Consider the following 18238-nt stretch of genomic DNA (forward strand, 5'->3'; position numbering starts at 1 on the left):
TCTATAGAGTCCCGGTTCATGACCAAGGGAGAAAGATCTTCACGGGGCGAGGACGTCCGCACCGTGCTGCAGGCCGCGCTGCTCGTCCTGGGCACCGGGGTGACCCTGCTCAACGGGTGGGTGATCGGCGACGGCGTCGGCGGCGTGCTGGTGGCCGCGTTCGCCGCGACGATCTTCCTCGGCGTCTACTGGTCGCGGGTCAAGGAGAGCCCGTCCACCAACGGCCGCGTCGTCAAGCTCGCGGCGTGCGTGGGCGCGTCGCTGATCGTCTTCCTCTTAGTGACGCTGACAGGCTGACGATCCCGGTGCCGGCCCCCACGCCCGCCATCGAGACGAGCAGCGCGGGGATCGGCAGGCTCATCGCGAGCAGCACCGAGAGCCCGAGCCCGAGGCAGGCGGTGCGCATGGGCCACGTGCGGTCGTTCTGCAGCAGGATCCGGGCCGACGCGTTGGTGAAGGCGTAGTAGAACAACGTCGAGCACGCCGCCACGCCCAGCGCCGTCGCGAACGGCATGACGACGAGCGCGACAGCCGTGGCGGCGACCACGACCGCCGTGAGCGCGGCGGGCCTGAGCCGGGTCGGCAGGTCGCCGTCCTCGGTCAGGCCGGTCAGCGTGCGGTGCGCGGACGCGAGGACGAAGTGCAGCGCGGCCACGCCGGCCACCGCCGCGCCGATCTGCACCAGCGGCACCAGCGCCGACGCGTCGGCGGCGACGAGCGCGTCCCGCAGCGGCGCGGGCGACAGCGCCAGGCGCGCGCTGCCCAGCTGGCGGAGCACACCGGCGCCCACGGCCAGGCAGACCACGAACGACAGTCCGATGAGGATCGGGATCGCGAACTTCAGCACCGCCACGGGATGCAGGCGCTCGCCGCGGTGCGGGGCGGTGACGCGTTCGAACCCGGCGAAGGCCGTGAACATCAGGCCCGCCACTCCGACGATCTCGTCGGGTGTTCCCGCCTCGCCCGCCGACGGCACCGGCGGGATGGAGAAGCTCGACGCGACCACGAGCGCGAGCACGCCGAGGACGACCAGCGACACCGCGACGCTGACGCCGGTGGTGAACCGGAAGCCGGCCGCTCCGAACAACGCCGTGGCGAGCAGCAGCGCGAGCGCGCCGACCACGGGCTGGTCCGGCACCACGTAGGCGCCGAACATCAACGCGATCGCCGCGCCCATCGCGCACCGCCCGAGCAGGTGGGCGCTCGCCGTCAGCCGTGCGGGTACGACACCGAGCTGGGCGCGCACGTATCCGTAACCACCGGCGGCGTCCGGGTAGGCGCGGGACTGGTCGGCCGTCGAGAAGGCGGAGCACAGGGCGGCGAGAGCGGAGACGGCCAGCGCCGGGAGCAGCCACCAGCCCGCTAGACCTGCGGCGGGGGCGAATCCGGCGAAGACCCCCGCACCGAGCACCGCGGGAAGACCGAGCGCGACCGTGGTGACGATCTCGCGAGGCGTGTGGGTCACGGGGTACACGTTCTCAGATGCGGCAACCGGCCGTAACCACCCGGTCGGCTGATGAGCGAAACGGGCGAATCGCCACGGTGAGCAACTGTGAACGTCACGGATTGCGTCGAACGTGGCGAGCCTGACCTTGGGTGGACCAGCCCGACCTTTAGCATGGGTCACGATCCCTAGCCCGGAACGCACAACCCTGGAGCAGCACGTGACAGCCCCGAAGCTGGCCCTCACCGAGGGTGACCTGAGCACCACCGCCGCGGACGCAGTCGTCGTGGGCACCCTGCAGGGTGCGGACGGTCTGGAGCTCGCCCCCGGTGCCGACGCTGTCGCCGCCGCGTTCGACGGCGCGCTGCTCGACGTGCTCGGCACGCTGCGCGCGTCCGGCAAGGCCGACGAGCTCGTGAAGGTCCCGACGTTCGGCAAGATCGCCGCTCCGCTCGTGCTGGCCGTGGGCCTCGGCAAGACCGCGGGCGAGGACCAGGTCCGCCGCGCGTCCGCCGTCGCCGCCCGCGCGCTCGCCGGCAAGAAGCGCGCCGTGAACACCCTCGCCGCGCTGCACGTCGGTGCCGCGGCCGAGGGCACGCTGCTCGGCGCCTACTCGTTCACCGAGTACCGGTCGGACAAGGGCGAGGACGCGGTCGCGAAGGTCGACCTGCACGCCGCCGGGTCCAAGGAGAACAAGGCCGCGCTCAAGGCCGCCGTCGCGATCTCCGAGTCCGTCGCCATCGCGCGCGACTTCGTGAACACGCCGCCGAACGACCTCTACCCCGGCTCGTTCGCCGACCGCGCCGCCAAGCTCGCCTCGGCCGCCGGTCTCGACGTCGAGGTGCTCGACGAGAAGGCGCTCAAGAAGCAGGGCTTCGGCGGCATCCTGGGCGTCGGCGGCGGCTCGGCCCGCCAGCCGCGCCTCGTGCGCATCTCGTACAAGGGCGCCAAGGCCACCAAGAAGGTCGCGCTCATCGGCAAGGGCATCACCTTCGACACCGGCGGCATCTCGATCAAGCCGGCCGCGGGCATGGACGAGATGACCTCGGACATGGCCGGTGCCGCCGCGATCGTCGCCACGATGGTGCTGGCCGCGAGGCTCAAGTACCCGCTGGAGATCATCGCGTCGATCCCGATGGCGGAGAACATGCCGTCCGGTGACGCCTACCGCCCCGGCGACGTGCTGACCATGTACGGCGGCAAGACCGTCGAGGTGCTCAACACCGACGCCGAGGGCCGCCTGATCCTGTCCGACGCCATCGTGCGCGCGTGCGAGGACGGCCCGGACTACCTGATCGAGACCTCGACGCTGACCGGTGCGCAGGTCGTGGCGCTGGGCAAGCGCACCGCGGGCGTCATGGGCTCGGACGAGTTCCGCGACCGCGTGGCCGCCATCGGCACGGCCGTCGGCGAGTCGGCGTGGCCGATGCCGCTGCCCGAGGAGCTGCGCGCGGACCTCGACTCGCGCCTCGCGGACCTCGCGAACGTGACCGGCCACCGCTGGGGCGGCATGCTCGCGGCGGGCCTGTTCCTGCGCGAGTTCGTCGCCGAGGGCGTGCAGTGGGCGCACATCGACGTCGCCGGCCCGGCGTTCCACACCGGCGGCCCATACGGCTACATCTCCAAGGGCGGCACCGGTGTCCCGGTCCGCACGATCGCGGCCGTGCTGGCGGACATCGCCGCCAAGGGCTGACGTTCCTGTAGCGACGGGCGGAGACTCCTCGGGGTCTCCGCCCGTTCCGTTTCGCGGGAGGAAGTGCTTGAGTCTCAAGCCGCTCGAGGCACCACGGTGGACGGCATGACCACGAAGCTGTACCCCATCGGGGACGTCGCCCGCCGCACCGGGCTGAGCGTGAGCGCCATCCGGTTCTACGCCGACGAGGGCGTCGTCCCGCCCACCGGCCACACCGACGGCGGCTACCGGCTCTACGACGTCGAGGCCGTCGCACGGCTGGAGCTCGTGCGGACGCTGCGCGACCTCGGCGCGAGCGTGGAGGACGTGCGCCGGCACCTCGCCGACGAGACCTCGTTGCACGACCTCGCGTCCACGCACCTCGGGATCGTCGAACGGCAGCTGCGGCACCTCCGGGCGCGGCGGGCCGTGCTGCGGACCGTCGTCAGCGAGGGCAGCGATGCGCGGCGGGTGGCGTTGATGCACGAGCTGGTGTCGATGTCCGATGAGGACCGTGAGCGGTTGCTCGACGAGTTCTGGGACGAGGTCACCGACGGGCTGCGCGTGCACCCGGCGTTCGTCGAGCACCTGCACCGGATGCGGCCCGTGCTGCCGAGGGAACCGGAAACCGACCAGCTGCAGGCGTGGATCGAGCTCGCCGGCCTGGTGCGGGACGCGGACTTCCGCGCCGCGGTGCGGGAGTTCCTCCACACGAGCTTCGCCTCGCCGGAGGCGTTCGCGGCCACCAGTCCGGAGAGGATGGCGGCGGTCGAGGCGCACCGGCTGGTCGAGGTCGAGGCGCGGGAGGCCGAACGGGCCGGGGTCGAGCCGGGCTCGGCGCGCGGGCGCGAGATCGCCGGGCGGCTGCTCGCCTCGCTCGCCGCGCTGACCGGGCGGGCCGCGGAGCCGGAACTGGTGACGACCGCACCCGACCCCGTCGTGGACGCGCACGCGCGCGAGGCCATCGCGAAGTTCAGCGGACTGCTGGAGCGGTTCGCGGTGCTGACCGAGACGATCAGCGGCCGGCCGCTGCCCGACCCGGCGGACACCGGCGTGAGCGACGAGTGGCTCGCCGCCGCGCTCTAGCCGTTGCCGAGCTTCTTCTGGCGCGCGGTGTAGTCGCGCATGCGCTTCGGGTAACCGACGATCCCGGCGTCGTAGATCGGCATGCTCAGCTTGCGCGCGAACGAGCGGGCGGCGTCCGGGGACGCGACGCGGCGGCGGGTCCACTCGCCGTCGTGCGCGACCAACACCACAGTGGTCTCGGTCACCGTCGTCTTCGGCTCCACATAGGCCTCGACGCCCTGGCGGCTCGCCGCCCACTTCTCGAGGTGGCTCGTGTCCTGGCCCGAGGCCGTCCGCAGCACACCTGGACGTGACTTCCTGCGAAAACGGTCGAACAAGCCCATCGAGCACCTCCAGCGCTTCCCTCCACCATGGTGCCAGGTTCGGGTGTTATGAGTAGGTGAATGATCGGGATCGTGGCGTGGTGTCACCATGCCGGATCACCGCGCCCGGACAACTAGTGACAAGATGGCCGCGTACCTCGCGCGCACCCGCGCGTAGTAAGTAATCCCGAGGAGATCCGAAGTGACTTCGCCGGAACTGGAGTCGGCCACCAACGCCGATCTCGTCATCCTCGGCGGTGGTTCAGGTGGCTACGCCTGCGCGTTCCGCGCCGCTGAGCTGGGCCTGTCCGTCGTCCTGGTCGAGAAGGACAAGCTGGGTGGCACGTGCCTGCACCGCGGCTGCATCCCGACCAAGGCGCTGCTGCACGCGGCCGAGGTGGCGGACAACGCCCGTGAAGGCGACCAGTTCGGCGTGAAGTCGTCGCTCGAGGGCATCGACATCGCCGGCGTCAACTCGTACAAGGACGGCGTGGTCTCGCGCCTCTACAAGGGCCTGCAGGGTCTCGCGAAGGCCAACAAGGTCACGCTCGTCGAGGGTGCCGGCACGTTCGTCGGCCCGAACACCGTCGAGGTGGACGGCAAGCGCTACACCGGCAAGAACGTGGTGCTCGCGACCGGGTCGTACGCGCGCAGCCTGCCCGGTCTGGAGATCGGCGGCCGGGTCATCACCAGCGACCAGGCCCTCAACCTGGACTTCATCCCGGAGAAGGCCGTCGTCCTCGGCGGCGGCGTCATCGGCGTGGAGTTCGCGAGCGTGTGGCGTTCGTTCGGCGTCGACGTGACCATCGTCGAGGCCCTTCCGCGCCTGGTCCCGGCCGAGGACGAGTACGCGTCCAAGCAGCTGGAGCGCGCGTTCCGCAAGCGCGGCATCAAGTTCAAGACCGGCGTGAAGTTCACCGGCGCCTCGCAGACCGACTCGACGGTGTCGGTCACGCTGGAGAACGGCGACGTCCTCGACGCCGACCTGCTGCTCGTCGCGGTCGGCCGCGGCCCGAACAGCGCGGGCCACGGCTACGAGGAGGCCGGCGTCAAGATCGACCGCGGCTTCGTCGTCACCGACGAGCGGCTGCGCACGAACCTGCCGAACGTCTACGCCGTCGGCGACATCGTGCCCGGCCTGCAGCTCGCGCACCGCGGCTTCCAGCAGGGCATCTTCGTGGCCGAGGAGATCGCCGGCCAGAACCCGAAGGTGATCGACGAGGCGGGCATCCCGCGCGTCACCTACTGCAAGCCCGAGGTCGCCTCCGTCGGTCTCACCGAGGCCGTCGCGAAGGAGAAGTACGGGTCCGCCGAGACGTTCGTCTACGACCTCGCGGGCAACGGCAAGAGCCAGATCCTCAAGACCGCCGGTGGCGTGAAGCTCGTCAAGGCGCCCGACGGCCCGGTCGTCGGCATCACCATGGTCGGCGAGCGCGTCGGCGAACTCATCGGTGAGGCCCAGCTGATCTACAGCTGGGAGGCTTACCCGGACGACGTGGCTCCGCTGATCCACGCCCACCCGACCCAGACTGAAGCCCTCGGCGAGGCGTTCCTCGCCCTGGCCGGCAAGCCGCTGCACGTGCACGGCTGACCGTTCCCCACACAAAGTCAGCCACACGAGAGCACGAGGAGTCAGCGAACAATGGCCTTCTCCGTCCAGATGCCCGCACTCGGTGAGAGCGTCACCGAGGGCACGGTCACCCGGTGGTTGAAGCAGGAAGGCGACCGGGTGGAGGTGGACGAGCCGTTGCTCGAGGTGTCCACCGACAAGGTCGACACCGAGATCCCCTCCCCCGCGGCGGGCGTCCTGCAGAAGATCGTCGCGCAGGAGGACGACACCGTCGAGGTCGGCGGCGAGCTCGCGGTCATCGGTGACGGTGACGGCGGTTCCTCCGGCTCGGCGCCCGCCCCGGCGCAGGAGTCCGCTCCCCAGGAGCAGGCGGAGCCCGAGCAGACGCAGCCCGCCGAGGAGGCCCAGGAGGCTCCCGAGGCGCCCGCGCCCGCTCAGTCGGGTGGTTCGGCCGAGGGCACCGACGTCACGATGCCGGCGCTCGGCGAGTCCGTCACCGAGGGCACCGTCACCCGCTGGCTGAAGCAGGTCGGCGACAGCGTCGAGGTCGACGAGCCGCTGCTCGAGGTCTCGACCGACAAGGTCGACACCGAGATCCCGTCGCCGGTCGCGGGCACGCTGCTCGAGATCGTCGCCGGTGAGGACGAGACCGTCGAGGTCGGCGGCAAGCTCGCCGTCGTCGGTTCCGGCAGCCCGGCCCAGTCCTCGGCGCCCGCGCCGGAGTCGAAGCCCGAGCCGAAGCCCGAGCCGAAGCAGGAAGCCCCCGCGCCCAAGCAGGAGGCTCCCGCGCCCGCGCCGAAGCAGGAGGAGGCGCCGAAGCAGCAGGCACCGGCTCCGCAGGCCGCGCCGAAGCAGGAGGCTCCCGCCGCGTCCTCGTCGGGCGACGACGCGAACGGCACCCCGTACGTGACGCCGCTCGTGCGCAAGCTCGCCTCGGAGAACGGCATCGACCTGGGCTCGCTCAAGGGCACCGGCGTCGGCGGCCGCATCCGCAAGCAGGACGTGCTCGCGGCCGTCGAGGCCAAGAAGGCCCCGGCTCCCGCGCCCGCCGCCGCTGCTCCAGCCGCGTCCGCTCCCGCCGCCCGCACCGCGGCCCCGGCCGCGGTCGACAACTCGGGCAAGCGCGGCACCGTGCAGAAGCTCCCGCGCCTGCGCCAGATCGTCGCGCAGCGCACCCGCGAGTCGCTGCAGCAGTCGGCCCAGCTCACCCAGGTGTTCGAGGTCGACGTCACCAAGATCGCCCGCCTGCGCAACCAGGCGAAGAAGGCGTTCGAGGCGCGGGAGGGCGCGAAGCTCACGTTCCTGCCGTTCTTCGCCAAGGCCGCCATCGAGGCGCTCAAGGCCCACCCGGTGCTCAACGCGTCGATCGACGAGGAGCGCAAGGAGGTCACCTACCACGGTGCCGAGCACCTCGGTCTGGCGATCGACACGGAGCGCGGCCTGCTCAACGCCGTGATCCACAACGCCGGTGACCTGAACCTGTCGGGCATCGCCCACAAGATCGGTGACCTGGCGGCGCGCGCCCGTTCCAACAAGCTCACCCCGGACGAGCTCGCCGGCGGCACGTTCTCGCTGACGAACCTGGGCAGCAACGGCGCCCTCTTCGACACCCCGATCATCCAGCAGCCGCAGGTCGGCATCCTGGGCGTCGGCGTCGTGAAGAAGCGCGCGGTCGTCATGACCGACGAGGACGGCAACGACACCATCGCGATCCGCTCGATGATGTACCTCGCGCTCACCTACGACCACCGCCTGGTCGACGGTGCGGACGCGGGCCGCTTCCTCACGACGGTCAAGAACCGTCTCGAGGAGGGCGCGTTCGAGGCCGACCTGGGTCTCTGACCAGCACCGATATCCGATATATCGGATATCGCGGAAGGCCACCCCGGATCTGCGGGGTGGCCTTCCGCACATTCGTGCCACTGTGCACGCAATGCCCCGGTGCGGAACGATCCAGGCATGCGAGTTGTCATCGCGGGATCGTCGGGCCTGATCGGGACGAGCCTGGTCGCGTCGATGCGCGCCGCCGGGCACGAGGTGCTGAGGCTGGTGCGCCGCAAGGCCGCCGCGCCCGACGAACGCGGCTGGGACCCGTACGCCGGCCGCGTCGGCGACGGCACGTTCGACGGCGTCGACGCCGTCATCAACCTGTGCGGCGCGGGCATCGGCGACAAGCGGTGGGACGACGCGCGCAAGCAGGTCCTGCACGACAGCCGGGTCGTGCCGACCGAGGTGCTGTCCGCCGCGGCCGTCGAGCACGGCGTTCCGGCGCTCGTCAACTCCTCGGGCGCCCACTTCTACGGCGACACCGGCTCCCGGCTCGTGGACGAGGACGCCCCCGGCGGGCACACCTACCTGGCGCGGCTGACCCGGGACTGGGAGGCGGCGACGGCCGCGGCGCAGGCGGGTGGCGTGCGGGTCGTGCTGATGCGCACCGCCGTCGTCATCTCACCGTCGGGCGGTGTGTTCGGCCGGTTGAAGCCCGTGTTCCAGTTCTTCCTCGGCGGCAAGCTCGGCAGCGGCGAGCAGTTCTTCCCGTGGGTGTCGCTCGACGACGTGGTGTCCGCGTACCGGTTCGTCACCGAGCACCAGGAGATCAGCGGGCCGGTCAACGTCGTCGCGCCGACGCCGGCGACGAACGCGGACTTCACCAAGGCGGCCGGGCACGCGTTGAACCGGCCCACCCCGTGGGTGGTGCCGGCGTTCGCGTTGAAGACGCTGCTCGGCGGTGAGATGGCGCAGGAGCTGCTGCTCACCGGGCCCGGCCTGACGCCGAAGGTGCTGGAGACGAACGGGTTCCCGTTCCTGCACCCGGCGCTGCCGTCGGCGTTGAGCGCGGCGGTCGCGTGACTCGTGCCCTCGCCGCCGTGCTGGTGATCTCGTGGGTCCTGCTGGGACTTCCCGAGACCACCCCTCTCGACGTGTGGGTGCACGACGCGCTCCCACGGCCGGAGTGGCTGCGGGCGACGGCGTTCGCGGTGAGCCTGGTGATGGGGCCGACGATCGGCTGGGCGTTCGCGGCGGTGCTGTTCGTGCTCGCGTGGCGGCGGCGCGACCCCCGGTTGTGGAAGGCGCTGGCGCTGCACGGGATCTGCTCGGCGACGGTGCTGACGAGGTTCCTGTTCGACCGCGTGCGACCGGTCGAGTACCACCTGCCGAGCTATCCGAGCGGGCACACGGTGGCGGTCGCGTCGGTCGGGTTCACGATGGTCGTGCTGCTGAGGCGGGGCGTGCTGTGGGCGGTGCTCGCGGTGCTGGTGGCGGGGTTCGCCAGGGTCGTGCTGCAGATGCACTGGGTCACCGACGTCGTCGGCGCGGTGCTGGGTGTGACGGGCGTCGGCCTTTTGGCGGCCACGGCGCTGGGGTTGGTAACGTCGGGTCGTGAACTCGTGTCGCGCCTCGTCAGACCCCGTCGCCATTCGTGAGCTGGGGCTCATCGACTACATGGCGGCGTGGGACCTCCAGAAGGAGGTGGCGGAGGCACGCGCCGGCGGCACCGTCCCCGACACCCTCCTGCTGCTCGAACACCCGCCCGTCTACACCTGCGGCAAGCGCACCCTCGACGAGGAGCGGCCGCGCGGGGGCAGCACCCCGGTCGTCGACGTGGACCGCGGCGGCAAGATCACCTGGCACGGTCCCGGCCAGCTCGTCGGCTACCCGATCGTGAAGCTCGCCGACCCGATCGACGTCGTCGACTACGTGCGCCGGGTCGAGCAGGGCCTGATCGAGGTGTGCGACCGGCTCGGCGTGCACACCGGCCGCGTCGAGGGCCGCAGCGGCGTGTGGCTGCCCGCCGACGACCGCGGTCCCGAGCGCAAGGTCGCCGCCATCGGCATCCGCGTGCAGCGCGGTGTGACCATGCACGGCTTCGAGATCAACTGCAACGCGAGCCTCGACGCGTTCGGCGACATCATCCCGTGCGGCATCAAGGACGCGGGCGTCGCTTCCCTGTCGCACGAGCTCGGCCGGGACGTCACGGTGGCCGAGGTGCTGCCGCTGGCCCGTGACGCTGTGCTCGCGGCGCTCGACGGCACGCTCCCCCTGACGGACCGCACTTTGACCCGCACTGGACCCGTCGCTCCCGGTATCACCTTCGCTAGCATTCCGTAGCCCTGCGGCGGGGAGCCGCAGGCTTGCGGAGGAGGGGTGCGTCGTGAGGCTGTCCCGACGCCAGTTGTTCGCCGCCGCCGGTGTCTCGGTGCTGGCGGGCGGTTTCACCTCGAACGGGCCGGTGGCGGCCGCTCCCGTTCGCACGTGGTCCGGCGAGGTCCAGCTCGCCGAGTGGGAGAGGTACCACCTCGGGCTCGACGGCGGTGCGCACCAGAAGGCGCTCGCCGCGCTCGGGATCGCGCACCGCGACGGCGTCCGCGCCGACGAGCAGTACCTGGAGGTGCCGGTCGAGTCCGTCCGGCGGGCGGCGCTGGAGTTCGGCGACCACGCGGCCGCCGACGTGCTGCGCGACCGGTTCGGCCTCGACGCGCCGTCCATGCTCGGGCTCGGGCTGGAGCTCGTGCTCGGCGAGGACGGGCTGGAGCGGCGCTACCTCGACGACCCGCAGCTCCAGCTGCGGTACATCGGACATCGGCGGCGCTACGCGGACCACGTGCTGCCGATGCACCCGAAGGTCCGCGCGGCGCTCGCCTGATATCCGATATATCAGACCAGTTGAGGCGCCACGTCCATCGCGACGTCGGTCAGGTGGTCGAGGTCGGACAGGTCCAGGACCTGCAGGTAGACCCTCTGCACACCGGTGGCGTCGCGCCACTCGCCGAGCCGGTCGACGACCTCGGCGGGGGTGCCGGCGAGACCGTTCTTCTTGAGCTCGTCCACCTCGCGGTCGATCGCGGCGGCCCGGCGGGCGACGTCGGCGTCGGTGCGGCCGACGCACGCGACGAGCGCCACCGAGCGGATGATCTCCTTCGGGTCGCGGTCGATCTCGGCGCACGCGGCGTCGACGCGGGCGAACTGCTCGACGGCCTCGTCGACGCCGACGAACGGCAGGTTGAACTCGGTGGCGTAGGAGGCGGCGAGCGCCGGGGTGCGCTTGGCGCCCTTGCCGCCGATCAGCACCGGGACGCGGTCCTGCGCGGGCTTGGGCAGCGCGGGCGAGTCGGTGAGCGAGTAGTGCCTGCCCTCGAACGAGAACGTGCCGCCGAGCGGGGTCTCCCAGAGGCCGGTGATGATCGCGAGCTGTTCCTCGTAGCGCTCGAACCGCTCCCCCAGCGATGGGAACGGGATGCCGTACGCGGTGTGCTCGGCCTCGTACCAGCCGGCGCCGATGCCGAACTCCACGCGGCCGCCGGACATCTGGTCGACCTGGGCGACGCTGATGGCGAGCGGTCCGGGGTAGCGGAACGTCGCGGCCGTCATCAGCGTGCCCAGGCGGATCCTCGACGTGTCGCGGGCCAGGCCCGCGAAGGTGATCCACGGGTCCGTCGGGCCGGGCAGCCCGTCGACCTGCCCCATGTGGAGGTAGTGGTCGGAGCGGAAGAAGGCGCCGTAGCCGGCGTCCTCCGCCGTCCGCGCCACGCGGAGCAGGTCGTCGTAGCTCGCCCCCTGCTGGGGCTCGGTGAAGATGCGCAGTTCCACGAGACCGAATCTAGTCGGGGGAAAAGCGCGGTGCAGGCACGGCGGCGCCTTCCTGCGTGAACACCCCGCGCGCCGCCAGGTGCGGGTGCGCGGCGGCCTCGTCGAGCGTCAGCACCGGCGTCACGCACGCGTCCGACGTCGCGAAGACGTCCGACCACTCGTCACGGGTGCGCGTCAGGAACACCTCGGCGAACGTCTTGCGCAGTACCGGCCACCCGTCGCGGTCCATCTGCGGCGGCAGGTCGTCGGCGGTCAGTCCCAAACCGGCCAGCAGCAACGCGTAGAACTGCGGCTCCAGCGACCCCACCGCTACGGACCGGCCGTCCGCGCACTCGTAGACCGAGTAGAACGGGCACCCGCCGTCGAGCAGGTTCGCGTCGGGCTCGTCCTCCCACACCGACTGCGCCCGCATCGACCAGATCATCTGCGCGAGCGACGCCACCCCGTCGACGATCGCCGCGTCGACGACCTGGCCGCGCCCGGTGCACTGCCGTTCCCACACCGCCGCCAGCACCCCGACCACCAGGTACAGGGACCCGCCGCCGAAGTCGCCGACGAGGTTCAGCGGCGGCTTGCCGATCGCGTGCAGCACACCGGTCACCGACAGGTAGTTGATGTCGTGCCCGGCGCGCTGCGCGAGCGGGCCGTCCTGGCCCCAGCCGGTCATCCGCGCGTAGACCAGCCGCGGGTTGACCGCGAGGCAGTCGGACGGGCCGAGCCCCAGCCGTTCCAGCACGCCCGGCCGGAAGCCCTCGATCACCACGTCGGCCTCGGACACCAGCGCCAGCACGGCGGCGCGGCCCTCGGCGGACTTGAGGTCCGCGGACACCGAACGCCTGCCGCGCAACAGGAAGTCGCGCGAGGCGTCCGGCACCACGGACAGGCCACCGGACGGGCGCTCGACGCGCGTGACCTCCGCGCCGAGGTCCGCGAGCAGCATCGCGCCGTGCGGGCCCGGCCCGATGCCGCCGAACTCGACGATCTTCAGGCCCTGCAGCGGACCCACGTCAGGCGCCGGCGGGGGCTTCGAACGACAGGCGCGGGGCGAAGATCGCACCGGTGGACTCGGCCAGGCCGCGCATCGCCTTGGCGTGGTTGCCGAAGTCCGGGTGTCCCAGTGCCGCGCGCAGGGCGTCGGCGCTCTCCCACAGCGCGATGTTGATGTACGACGCCGGGTCGTCGAGCTGCCGCGACAGCGTGTACTGGATCAGGCCCGGCTGCTCGCGCAGGAAGGCGGCCGTCTCGTCGAAGGCCTTCTCGAACTCCTCGGCGTCACCGGTGAGCGTGAAGCGGTTGAGGAAGGTGATCATGAGGTAGCTCCTCCGGAAGCGGTGTCATACCAGGGAAAACCATGCCCACCACCTCTTGAGACGTGCTCAAGGGACGACCGCCACGCTCTGCACCATGCGCATCATCGATCTGTCTTCCCACATTGACGCATCCGCGTACGAAGCGGACCCGGTGACGCACGAGGTGCTCACGGCCGCCCAGGGTGCCGAACACATGGCCGAGCAGCTCCAGGCGCGGCTGGGCATCGAGTTCGACGTGTCCGTGCTGCGGGACTCCGAGTTCCTGACGCTGGACCGGATCAGCCTGACCTCCCACACCGGCACGCACGTCGACGCGCCGTCGCACTACGGCTCGAAGACCACGTACGGCAACGGGATCCCGCGCCACATCGACGAGATGCCGCTGGAGTGGTTCCACAACCCCGGCGTGAAGCTCGACGTCCGCGGCCACGGCACCGGCGTCATCGGCGTCGAGGTGCTGGAGAAGGAGTTCGCCCGCATCGGCTACACGCCGAAGCCGATGGACATCGTCATCCTCGACACCGGCGCCGCCGAGCACGCGGGCACCCAGACCTACTTCACCGACTACACCGGACTCGACGGCCCCGCCACGAACTTCCTGCTGGACCTGGGGGTCAAGGTGATCGCGACCGACGCGTTCAGCCTCGACGCGCCGTTCCCGGACATCGTCAAGCGCTACCTCCAGACCAAGGACGAGAGCGTGCTGTGGCCCGCGCACTTCGCCGGCCGCGACCGCGAGTACTGCCAGATCGAGCGCCTGTCGAACCTGGAGGCGTTGCCGGACTTCGGGTTCACCGTCGTCGCGTTCCCGGTCAAGATCAAGGGCGCCGGCGCCGGCTGGACGCGGGCGGTCGCGCTGCTCGACGACTGAAAACCGGACAACCGTTCCTCAAGTGAGAGCTGAATCACCGTACCTACCTTCGTAGGTATGGAAAACAGCGATATATGGCCACCGGAGAACGAAGACCACATCGTCCGCGGAATCGACTGAGCACACCGCCAAAGGGCCGCCCTCCGACCGGAGGGCGGCCCTTTTACGTTCCCGGGTTCACGCCAGACGAGCGCGAGCGGTCTCGATCGTGTCGTTGGCGTCCAGCAACGGCAGCACCTGCGAGGCACCCGACCGCACGGCCTTGGTGCGGCGCGCGAACGACGTCAGCGTCTGGCCGGGACCGGCCTCCACGAGCAGCACGTCGTACATCGCCACGAGCTCGTTCAGCGCCGGTCCGAAGTAGACGGCGTCGGTCAGCTGGCGCGTCCAGAACCGGGCCGACAGCGCGTCCTCGGCGGTCATCAGCTTGCCCGTGTAGCCCGAGTACAGCGGCAGGGACGGCGCGACCGGCGACGCGGTCCAGTTCGCCAGCGCCTCGTCCACGGCGGGCTGCATGGCCGGGCTGTGGAACGGCGTCGACGCCGGCACCGTCACGACGATGTACTCGTCGGCCTCCAGCCGCGCGCGGACGCGGGCCAGCGGTGCGTCGGAGCCGGCCAGCATCGTCTGCCGGGCGGAGTTGACGGCGGCGATCGCGACGTCGCCCTCCAGGTACGGCAGGAGATCGGCCTCGGACGCGGCGACGGCCAGCATGCCGCCGGACGGGATCGGCACGGCCGACACCACCCGGTCGCGCACGAGAGAAACCGCCTCCTCCAACGAGAAGACGCCCGCGAGCGTGGCCGCGACGACCTCACCGGCGGAGTGCCCTATCAAGGCGACGGGTTCGACGCCCCACGACAGGACGGTGCGCCCGAGCGCGTAGTCGAGGGCGAACAGCAACGGCTGCGCGCGCGAGACGTGGTCGACGTCGGCGCCGGACAGCCAGTCCTCGCAGGCGACCGAGCCGACCTCGCCGAACAGTTCGAACACCTCGTCGGCCACCGAGGTGAACACGGCGTCCGTGCCGTACAGGGACGCCGCCATCCGCGGGTACTGCGACCCCTGCCCGGGAAACATCAGTGCTACGTCCACAGAAAGCCTCCAGAGACGGCTCGAGGGCCGCGAAGGGGACACCTTCGCGGCCCTCGAGGCCCGACATCACCTGTACTCGCGAACCACCATGGCGGAGTTGTAGCCGCCCTTGCCGCGCCCGAGCACCAGCGCGGCCTTGATCTTGCCGTGCCGCGCCTCGTTCATCACGAGGTCGAGCTCGTACTCCGGCACGAGGTTCTCGACGTTGATGGTCGGCGGGATCGCGCTCCAGTAGATGGAGAGGATCGCCGACGCCACGTCGAGGGACCCGCCACCGGCGAAGAGACGGCCGGTCATGGTCTTCGGGGCCGTCACCGGCACGCCGTACGGCCCGAAGATGCCCTTGATCGCCTCGGCCTCGGCCTTGTCGAGCTCCGGGATGCCCGCCGCGTCGGCGAACACCACGTCGATCTCCGAGGCGTCCATGCCGGCGTCGCGCAACGCCAGCTCGGCCGCGCGCTTGAGGCCCGGCTCCCGCGACGGCATCTTCGAGTCGAACGTCGAGGCGTACCCGACGATCTCGCCGTAGATGCGCGTCCCCGGCCGTCCCGCCGCCGACTCCGGCGTCTCGACGACCATGATCGCGCCGCCCTCGCCCGCGACGTACCCGGAGGCGTCGCGGTCGAACGGCAGGTAGGCGCGCTTCGGGTTGTTGTTGCGGGACAGGCAACCCGAGGCCTGGTGGGCGACCCACGCCCACGGGCACAGCGAGGAGTCCATGCCGCCTGTCAGGGCGAGCTGGACGCCCTTGCGCAGCTGGCGCCGGGCGTGGCCGATGGAGTCGATGCCACCGGCCTGCTCGGACACCACCACCGCGCCGGGACCGCGCGTGCCGTGCCGGATGGAGATCTGGCCCGTGTTGACCGCGTAGAACCACGCGAACGACTGGTACGCCGAGACGTACTCCGGGCCCTGGTGCCACAGCTTCTGCAGCTCGCGCTGGCCGAACTCGTACCCGCCCGCCGTCGCCGCGGTGATCACCGCGATGTCGGTGTCGGGGATGTCGTTCGGCTGCACGCCCGCGCCGCGCAGCGCCCAGTCCGTGCCCACCAGCGTCAACCGCGTCATGTGGTCCGTCTGCGGCAGCAGCCGGCCCTGCAGGTGCCGGCCTGCCTCGAAGCCCGGCACCTCACCGGCGATCTTCGCCCAGTAGTTGGCGCTGTCGAACCGGGTGATCGGCCTGATCGCCGCCTCACCGTGCAGGGTCGCCCGCCAGTACGCGGTCGGCCCCAATCCGTTCGGCGACGCGATGCCGATTCCCGTCACCACCGCCCGAGTCACCGGCCTGCCCCTTCCACCTTCTTGAGCACCATGGCGCTCTGGAATCCACCGAAACCACTGCCCACGGTGAGGACCGTGTTGACCTTCTTCTCGCGCGCGACCAGCGGCGTGTAGTCGAGGTCGCACTCGGGGTCCGGCTCGTGCAGGTTCGCCGTCGGCGGGATGAGGTCCTGCTCGAACGCCAGCAGCGAGCCGACGATCTCCAGGGACCCGATCGCGCCCAGCGAGTGCCCGATCATCGACTTGAAGCCGGAGACCGGGGTCTTGTAGGCGTGCGCGCCGAGCGACCGCTTGAACGCGGCCGTCTCGTGCAGGTCGTTCTGCTTGGTGCCCGACCCGTGCGCGTTGATGTAGCCGACGTCCGTGGCGTCCGCCCGCGCCTGCTTCAGCGCGATGTTGATGGCGTCGGACATCTCGATGCCCTCGGGGTGCAGGCCCGTCATGTGGTAGGCGTTGCACCGCGAGGCGAAGCCGCCGATCTCACCGTAGATGTGGGCGCCGCGGGCACGGGCGTGCTCCAGCTCCTCCAGCACGATGATCGCGCAGCCCTCGCCGAGCACCAGGCCGTCGCGGGTCTTGTCGAACGGCCGGCACGCGGTGGTGGGGTCGTCGTTGCGGGTGCTCGACGCGCGGATCACGTCGAAGCAGACCACGGTGATCGGGGAGAGCGGGGCCTCGGTGCCGCCGGTGACGACGACGTCCGCGGAGCCCTCCATGATCAGCTCCGCCGCGTACCCGACCGAGTCGAGACCGGAGGTGCAGCCCGTGGAGACCACGGAGACCGGCCCCTCGGCGCCGACTGTCCACGCCAGCTCCGTCGCCATCGAGGACGGCGTGAAGTAGTCGTAGAGGTGCGGGACGGCGTAGGAGGCGTCGACCTCCCAGTACTTGCCCCGGTCGGAGCCGACGATGAACTCGCGCTCCAGCGAGGTCGTGCAGCCGACCGCGGTGCCGAGCGAGACACCGATGCGGCCGGGGTCGAGCTGGTCGAACTCGATGCCCGAGTCGGACATGGCCTCACGGCCGGCGACCACCGCGAACTGCGCGGCGCGGTCGAGCCGGCGGATCTCCTGCGGAGTGAGGCCTTCGCGCACTGGATCGAAATCTGCTTCTCCCGCCATGCGGGAGCGGTACGGAGACGCGTCGAAGTGCGTGATGTTGCGAGTCGCCGTACGCCCTTCGGACAGCAGTTTCCAATACGCCTTCGTTCCGATGCCACCAGGTGCGACCACGCCCACCCCGGTGATGACGGCGCGACGACTCATCGGACACCTCCAATCGCCTTGTGTGCGGACACGGTCTGCTCCAATCTCGGACAGGGCACGGGAGCGATACCTGTCTCTGCCGAATGAACCGATGGTGAAACGGCCCGATCGAGACCACCTCGAACGACGGCGTAGGACCCCTGTACGAGGCCCGCCCCCGCCTCGGCCGCGAGCAGCTGCCTCGCCGCCGAGCCGCCGTCGTCGTGACATCCGAAACCCAGGGGCACACCGGTCTCCGCGACCGCCTCGACGATCTCGCCGATCTGGTCGGGCCACAGCGTGCCCGCGGTGTCGTGCAGCAACACGGTTTCCGCCCCAGCCTCCGCGGCGGTGAGGACGACCTCCAGAGCGTGCTCGGGGTCGACCAGCCAGCCGTCGAAGAAGTCCCGCGCCTCCACGACGACTCGTCGTTCGGCGCGCACGAGTTGACGCACGGCATCCCGCAGGACCGAGAAACCGTGCCCTTGGACAACTATCGCCACCGCGGGCGTCTCCGCGGCGATCAGTGCGGTGAGGTCCTCGGGACCTCCGGAGGCGATGAGGGTGGCGGCCCGCAGCCGGAGCTCGATCGCCGCCCTGCCGAAGAACCCCTGGGGGTGGGACGACCGGGCGGGGCGACCTCCGTCGACGAACGCCACGCCGAGCGCGTCGAGGCGCCGCGCCGCGACCAGCCTGTCCGAGATGGACAGTCCGGTGCGGCGCAGCGAGATGTCGTAGAACTCCATCAGAACCCCGACAGCAGTACGCGGGAGG

Annotated in this window: 19 protein-coding genes; 10 read left to right on the forward strand and 9 right to left on the reverse strand. The window is 71.0% G+C overall.

Annotated elements, in window-relative coordinates:
• The first annotated feature begins 18 nt into the window (after positions 1 to 18).
• Positions 19 to 297, forward strand: coding sequence for a hypothetical protein (locus VF330_RS02045; RefSeq protein ID WP_330849734.1), 279 nt, complete (start codon positions 19 to 21; stop codon positions 295 to 297).
• On the opposite strand, the gene VF330_RS02050 is transcribed toward VF330_RS02045, so the two are convergent.
• Positions 233 to 1465 carry an amino acid permease gene (locus VF330_RS02050; RefSeq protein ID WP_330849735.1) on the reverse strand — a complete coding sequence of 411 codons (1233 nt, stop codon included), beginning with the start codon at positions 1463 to 1465 and terminating at the stop codon, positions 233 to 235. The genes VF330_RS02045 and VF330_RS02050 overlap by 65 nt on opposite strands.
• Positions 1466 to 1664: 199 nt before the next feature.
• Here VF330_RS02050 and VF330_RS02055 point away from each other — a divergent pair, with 199 nt between their 5' ends.
• Together VF330_RS02055 and VF330_RS02060 are read left to right on the forward strand one after the other, a co-directional pair.
• Positions 1665 to 3137 carry a leucyl aminopeptidase gene (locus VF330_RS02055; RefSeq protein WP_330849736.1) on the forward strand — a complete coding sequence of 491 codons (1473 nt, stop codon included), beginning with the start codon at positions 1665 to 1667 and terminating at the stop codon, positions 3135 to 3137.
• 105 nt (positions 3138 to 3242) lie between these two features.
• On the forward strand, positions 3243 to 4202 hold the full coding sequence (locus tag VF330_RS02060) for a MerR family transcriptional regulator (RefSeq protein WP_330849737.1): 960 nt from the start codon (positions 3243 to 3245) through the stop codon (positions 4200 to 4202).
• Here the strand turns inward: VF330_RS02060 and VF330_RS02065 are convergent.
• Positions 4199 to 4525 carry an oxidoreductase gene (locus VF330_RS02065; protein WP_330849738.1) on the reverse strand — a complete coding sequence of 109 codons (327 nt, stop codon included), beginning with the start codon at positions 4523 to 4525 and terminating at the stop codon, positions 4199 to 4201. The genes VF330_RS02060 and VF330_RS02065 overlap by 4 nt on opposite strands.
• A 181-nt stretch (positions 4526 to 4706) precedes the next feature.
• Between VF330_RS02065 and lpdA the strand changes: the two genes are divergently transcribed.
• The 6 genes from lpdA (at position 4707) to VF330_RS02095 (ending at position 10719) form a co-directional block, all read left to right on the forward strand.
• The gene (lpdA, locus tag VF330_RS02070) at positions 4707 to 6095 is read left to right on the forward strand and encodes a dihydrolipoyl dehydrogenase (protein ID WP_330849739.1); all 1389 of its coding nucleotides are present in this window, start codon (positions 4707 to 4709) and stop codon (positions 6093 to 6095) included.
• A 51-nt stretch (positions 6096 to 6146) separates the two neighbouring features.
• Positions 6147 to 7916 carry a 2-oxoglutarate dehydrogenase, E2 component, dihydrolipoamide succinyltransferase gene (gene sucB / locus VF330_RS02075; RefSeq protein ID WP_330849740.1) on the forward strand — a complete coding sequence of 590 codons (1770 nt, stop codon included), beginning with the start codon at positions 6147 to 6149 and terminating at the stop codon, positions 7914 to 7916.
• 117 nt (positions 7917 to 8033) lie between these two features.
• Positions 8034 to 8924 (forward strand): TIGR01777 family oxidoreductase, encoded by an 891-nt coding sequence (locus VF330_RS02080; protein WP_330849741.1) that lies wholly within the window; start codon positions 8034 to 8036, stop codon positions 8922 to 8924.
• Positions 8921 to 9499, forward strand: a complete 579-nt coding sequence (locus tag VF330_RS02085; protein ID WP_330849742.1) for a phosphatase PAP2 family protein — start codon at positions 8921 to 8923, stop codon at positions 9497 to 9499. The genes VF330_RS02080 and VF330_RS02085 overlap by 4 nt, the downstream gene beginning before the upstream one ends.
• Positions 9456 to 10184, forward strand: coding sequence for a lipoyl(octanoyl) transferase LipB (lipB, locus tag VF330_RS02090; protein WP_330849743.1), 729 nt, complete (start codon positions 9456 to 9458; stop codon positions 10182 to 10184). The genes VF330_RS02085 and lipB overlap by 44 nt, the downstream gene beginning before the upstream one ends.
• Before the next feature lie 43 nt (positions 10185 to 10227).
• Positions 10228 to 10719 (forward strand): hypothetical protein, encoded by a 492-nt coding sequence (locus tag VF330_RS02095; protein ID WP_330849744.1) that lies wholly within the window; start codon positions 10228 to 10230, stop codon positions 10717 to 10719.
• Positions 10720 to 10730: 11 nt separating this feature from the next.
• On the opposite strand, the gene VF330_RS02100 is transcribed toward VF330_RS02095, so the two are convergent.
• From VF330_RS02100 to VF330_RS02110, 3 genes are read right to left on the reverse strand one after another with little or no spacing between them, the layout of a single operon-like run.
• On the reverse strand, positions 10731 to 11663 hold the full coding sequence (locus VF330_RS02100; protein WP_330849745.1) for an LLM class F420-dependent oxidoreductase: 933 nt from the start codon (positions 11661 to 11663) through the stop codon (positions 10731 to 10733).
• Between the two features lie 10 nt (positions 11664 to 11673).
• On the reverse strand, positions 11674 to 12669 hold the full coding sequence (locus VF330_RS02105) for a CaiB/BaiF CoA-transferase family protein (protein WP_330849746.1): 996 nt from the start codon (positions 12667 to 12669) through the stop codon (positions 11674 to 11676).
• A gap of 1 nt (position 12670) precedes the next feature.
• Positions 12671 to 12973, reverse strand: a complete 303-nt coding sequence (locus VF330_RS02110) for an antibiotic biosynthesis monooxygenase family protein (RefSeq protein WP_330849747.1) — start codon at positions 12971 to 12973, stop codon at positions 12671 to 12673.
• A gap of 94 nt (positions 12974 to 13067) precedes the next feature.
• Between VF330_RS02110 and VF330_RS02115 the strand changes: the two genes are divergently transcribed.
• Positions 13068 to 13844, forward strand: coding sequence for a cyclase family protein (locus VF330_RS02115; RefSeq protein ID WP_330849748.1), 777 nt, complete (start codon positions 13068 to 13070; stop codon positions 13842 to 13844).
• A gap of 177 nt (positions 13845 to 14021) precedes the next feature.
• Here VF330_RS02115 and VF330_RS02120 read toward each other — a convergent pair whose 3' ends face one another.
• The 4 genes from VF330_RS02120 to VF330_RS02135 all read right to left on the reverse strand — a co-directional run bounded on the left by VF330_RS02120 (position 14022) and on the right by VF330_RS02135 (position 18210).
• Complete coding sequence (locus VF330_RS02120; RefSeq protein ID WP_330849749.1) at positions 14022 to 14924, reverse strand: acyltransferase domain-containing protein; 903 nt, start codon at positions 14922 to 14924, stop codon at positions 14022 to 14024.
• A gap of 81 nt (positions 14925 to 15005) precedes the next feature.
• A complete protein-coding gene (locus VF330_RS02125) occupies positions 15006 to 16220 on the reverse strand; it encodes a ketosynthase chain-length factor (RefSeq protein ID WP_330849750.1) in 1215 nt (404 codons plus the stop codon).
• The gene (locus VF330_RS02130) at positions 16217 to 17485 is read right to left on the reverse strand and encodes a beta-ketoacyl-[acyl-carrier-protein] synthase family protein (protein ID WP_330849751.1); all 1269 of its coding nucleotides are present in this window, start codon (positions 17483 to 17485) and stop codon (positions 16217 to 16219) included. The genes VF330_RS02125 and VF330_RS02130 overlap by 4 nt, the downstream gene beginning before the upstream one ends.
• On the reverse strand, positions 17482 to 18210 hold the full coding sequence (locus VF330_RS02135) for a hypothetical protein (RefSeq protein ID WP_330849752.1): 729 nt from the start codon (positions 18208 to 18210) through the stop codon (positions 17482 to 17484). The genes VF330_RS02130 and VF330_RS02135 overlap by 4 nt, the downstream gene beginning before the upstream one ends.
• Positions 18211 to 18238 lie beyond the last annotated feature (28 nt).

It is taken from the genome of Lentzea sp. (assembly GCF_036380075.1).
Lineage (GTDB): Bacteria > Actinomycetota > Actinomycetes > Mycobacteriales > Pseudonocardiaceae > Lentzea.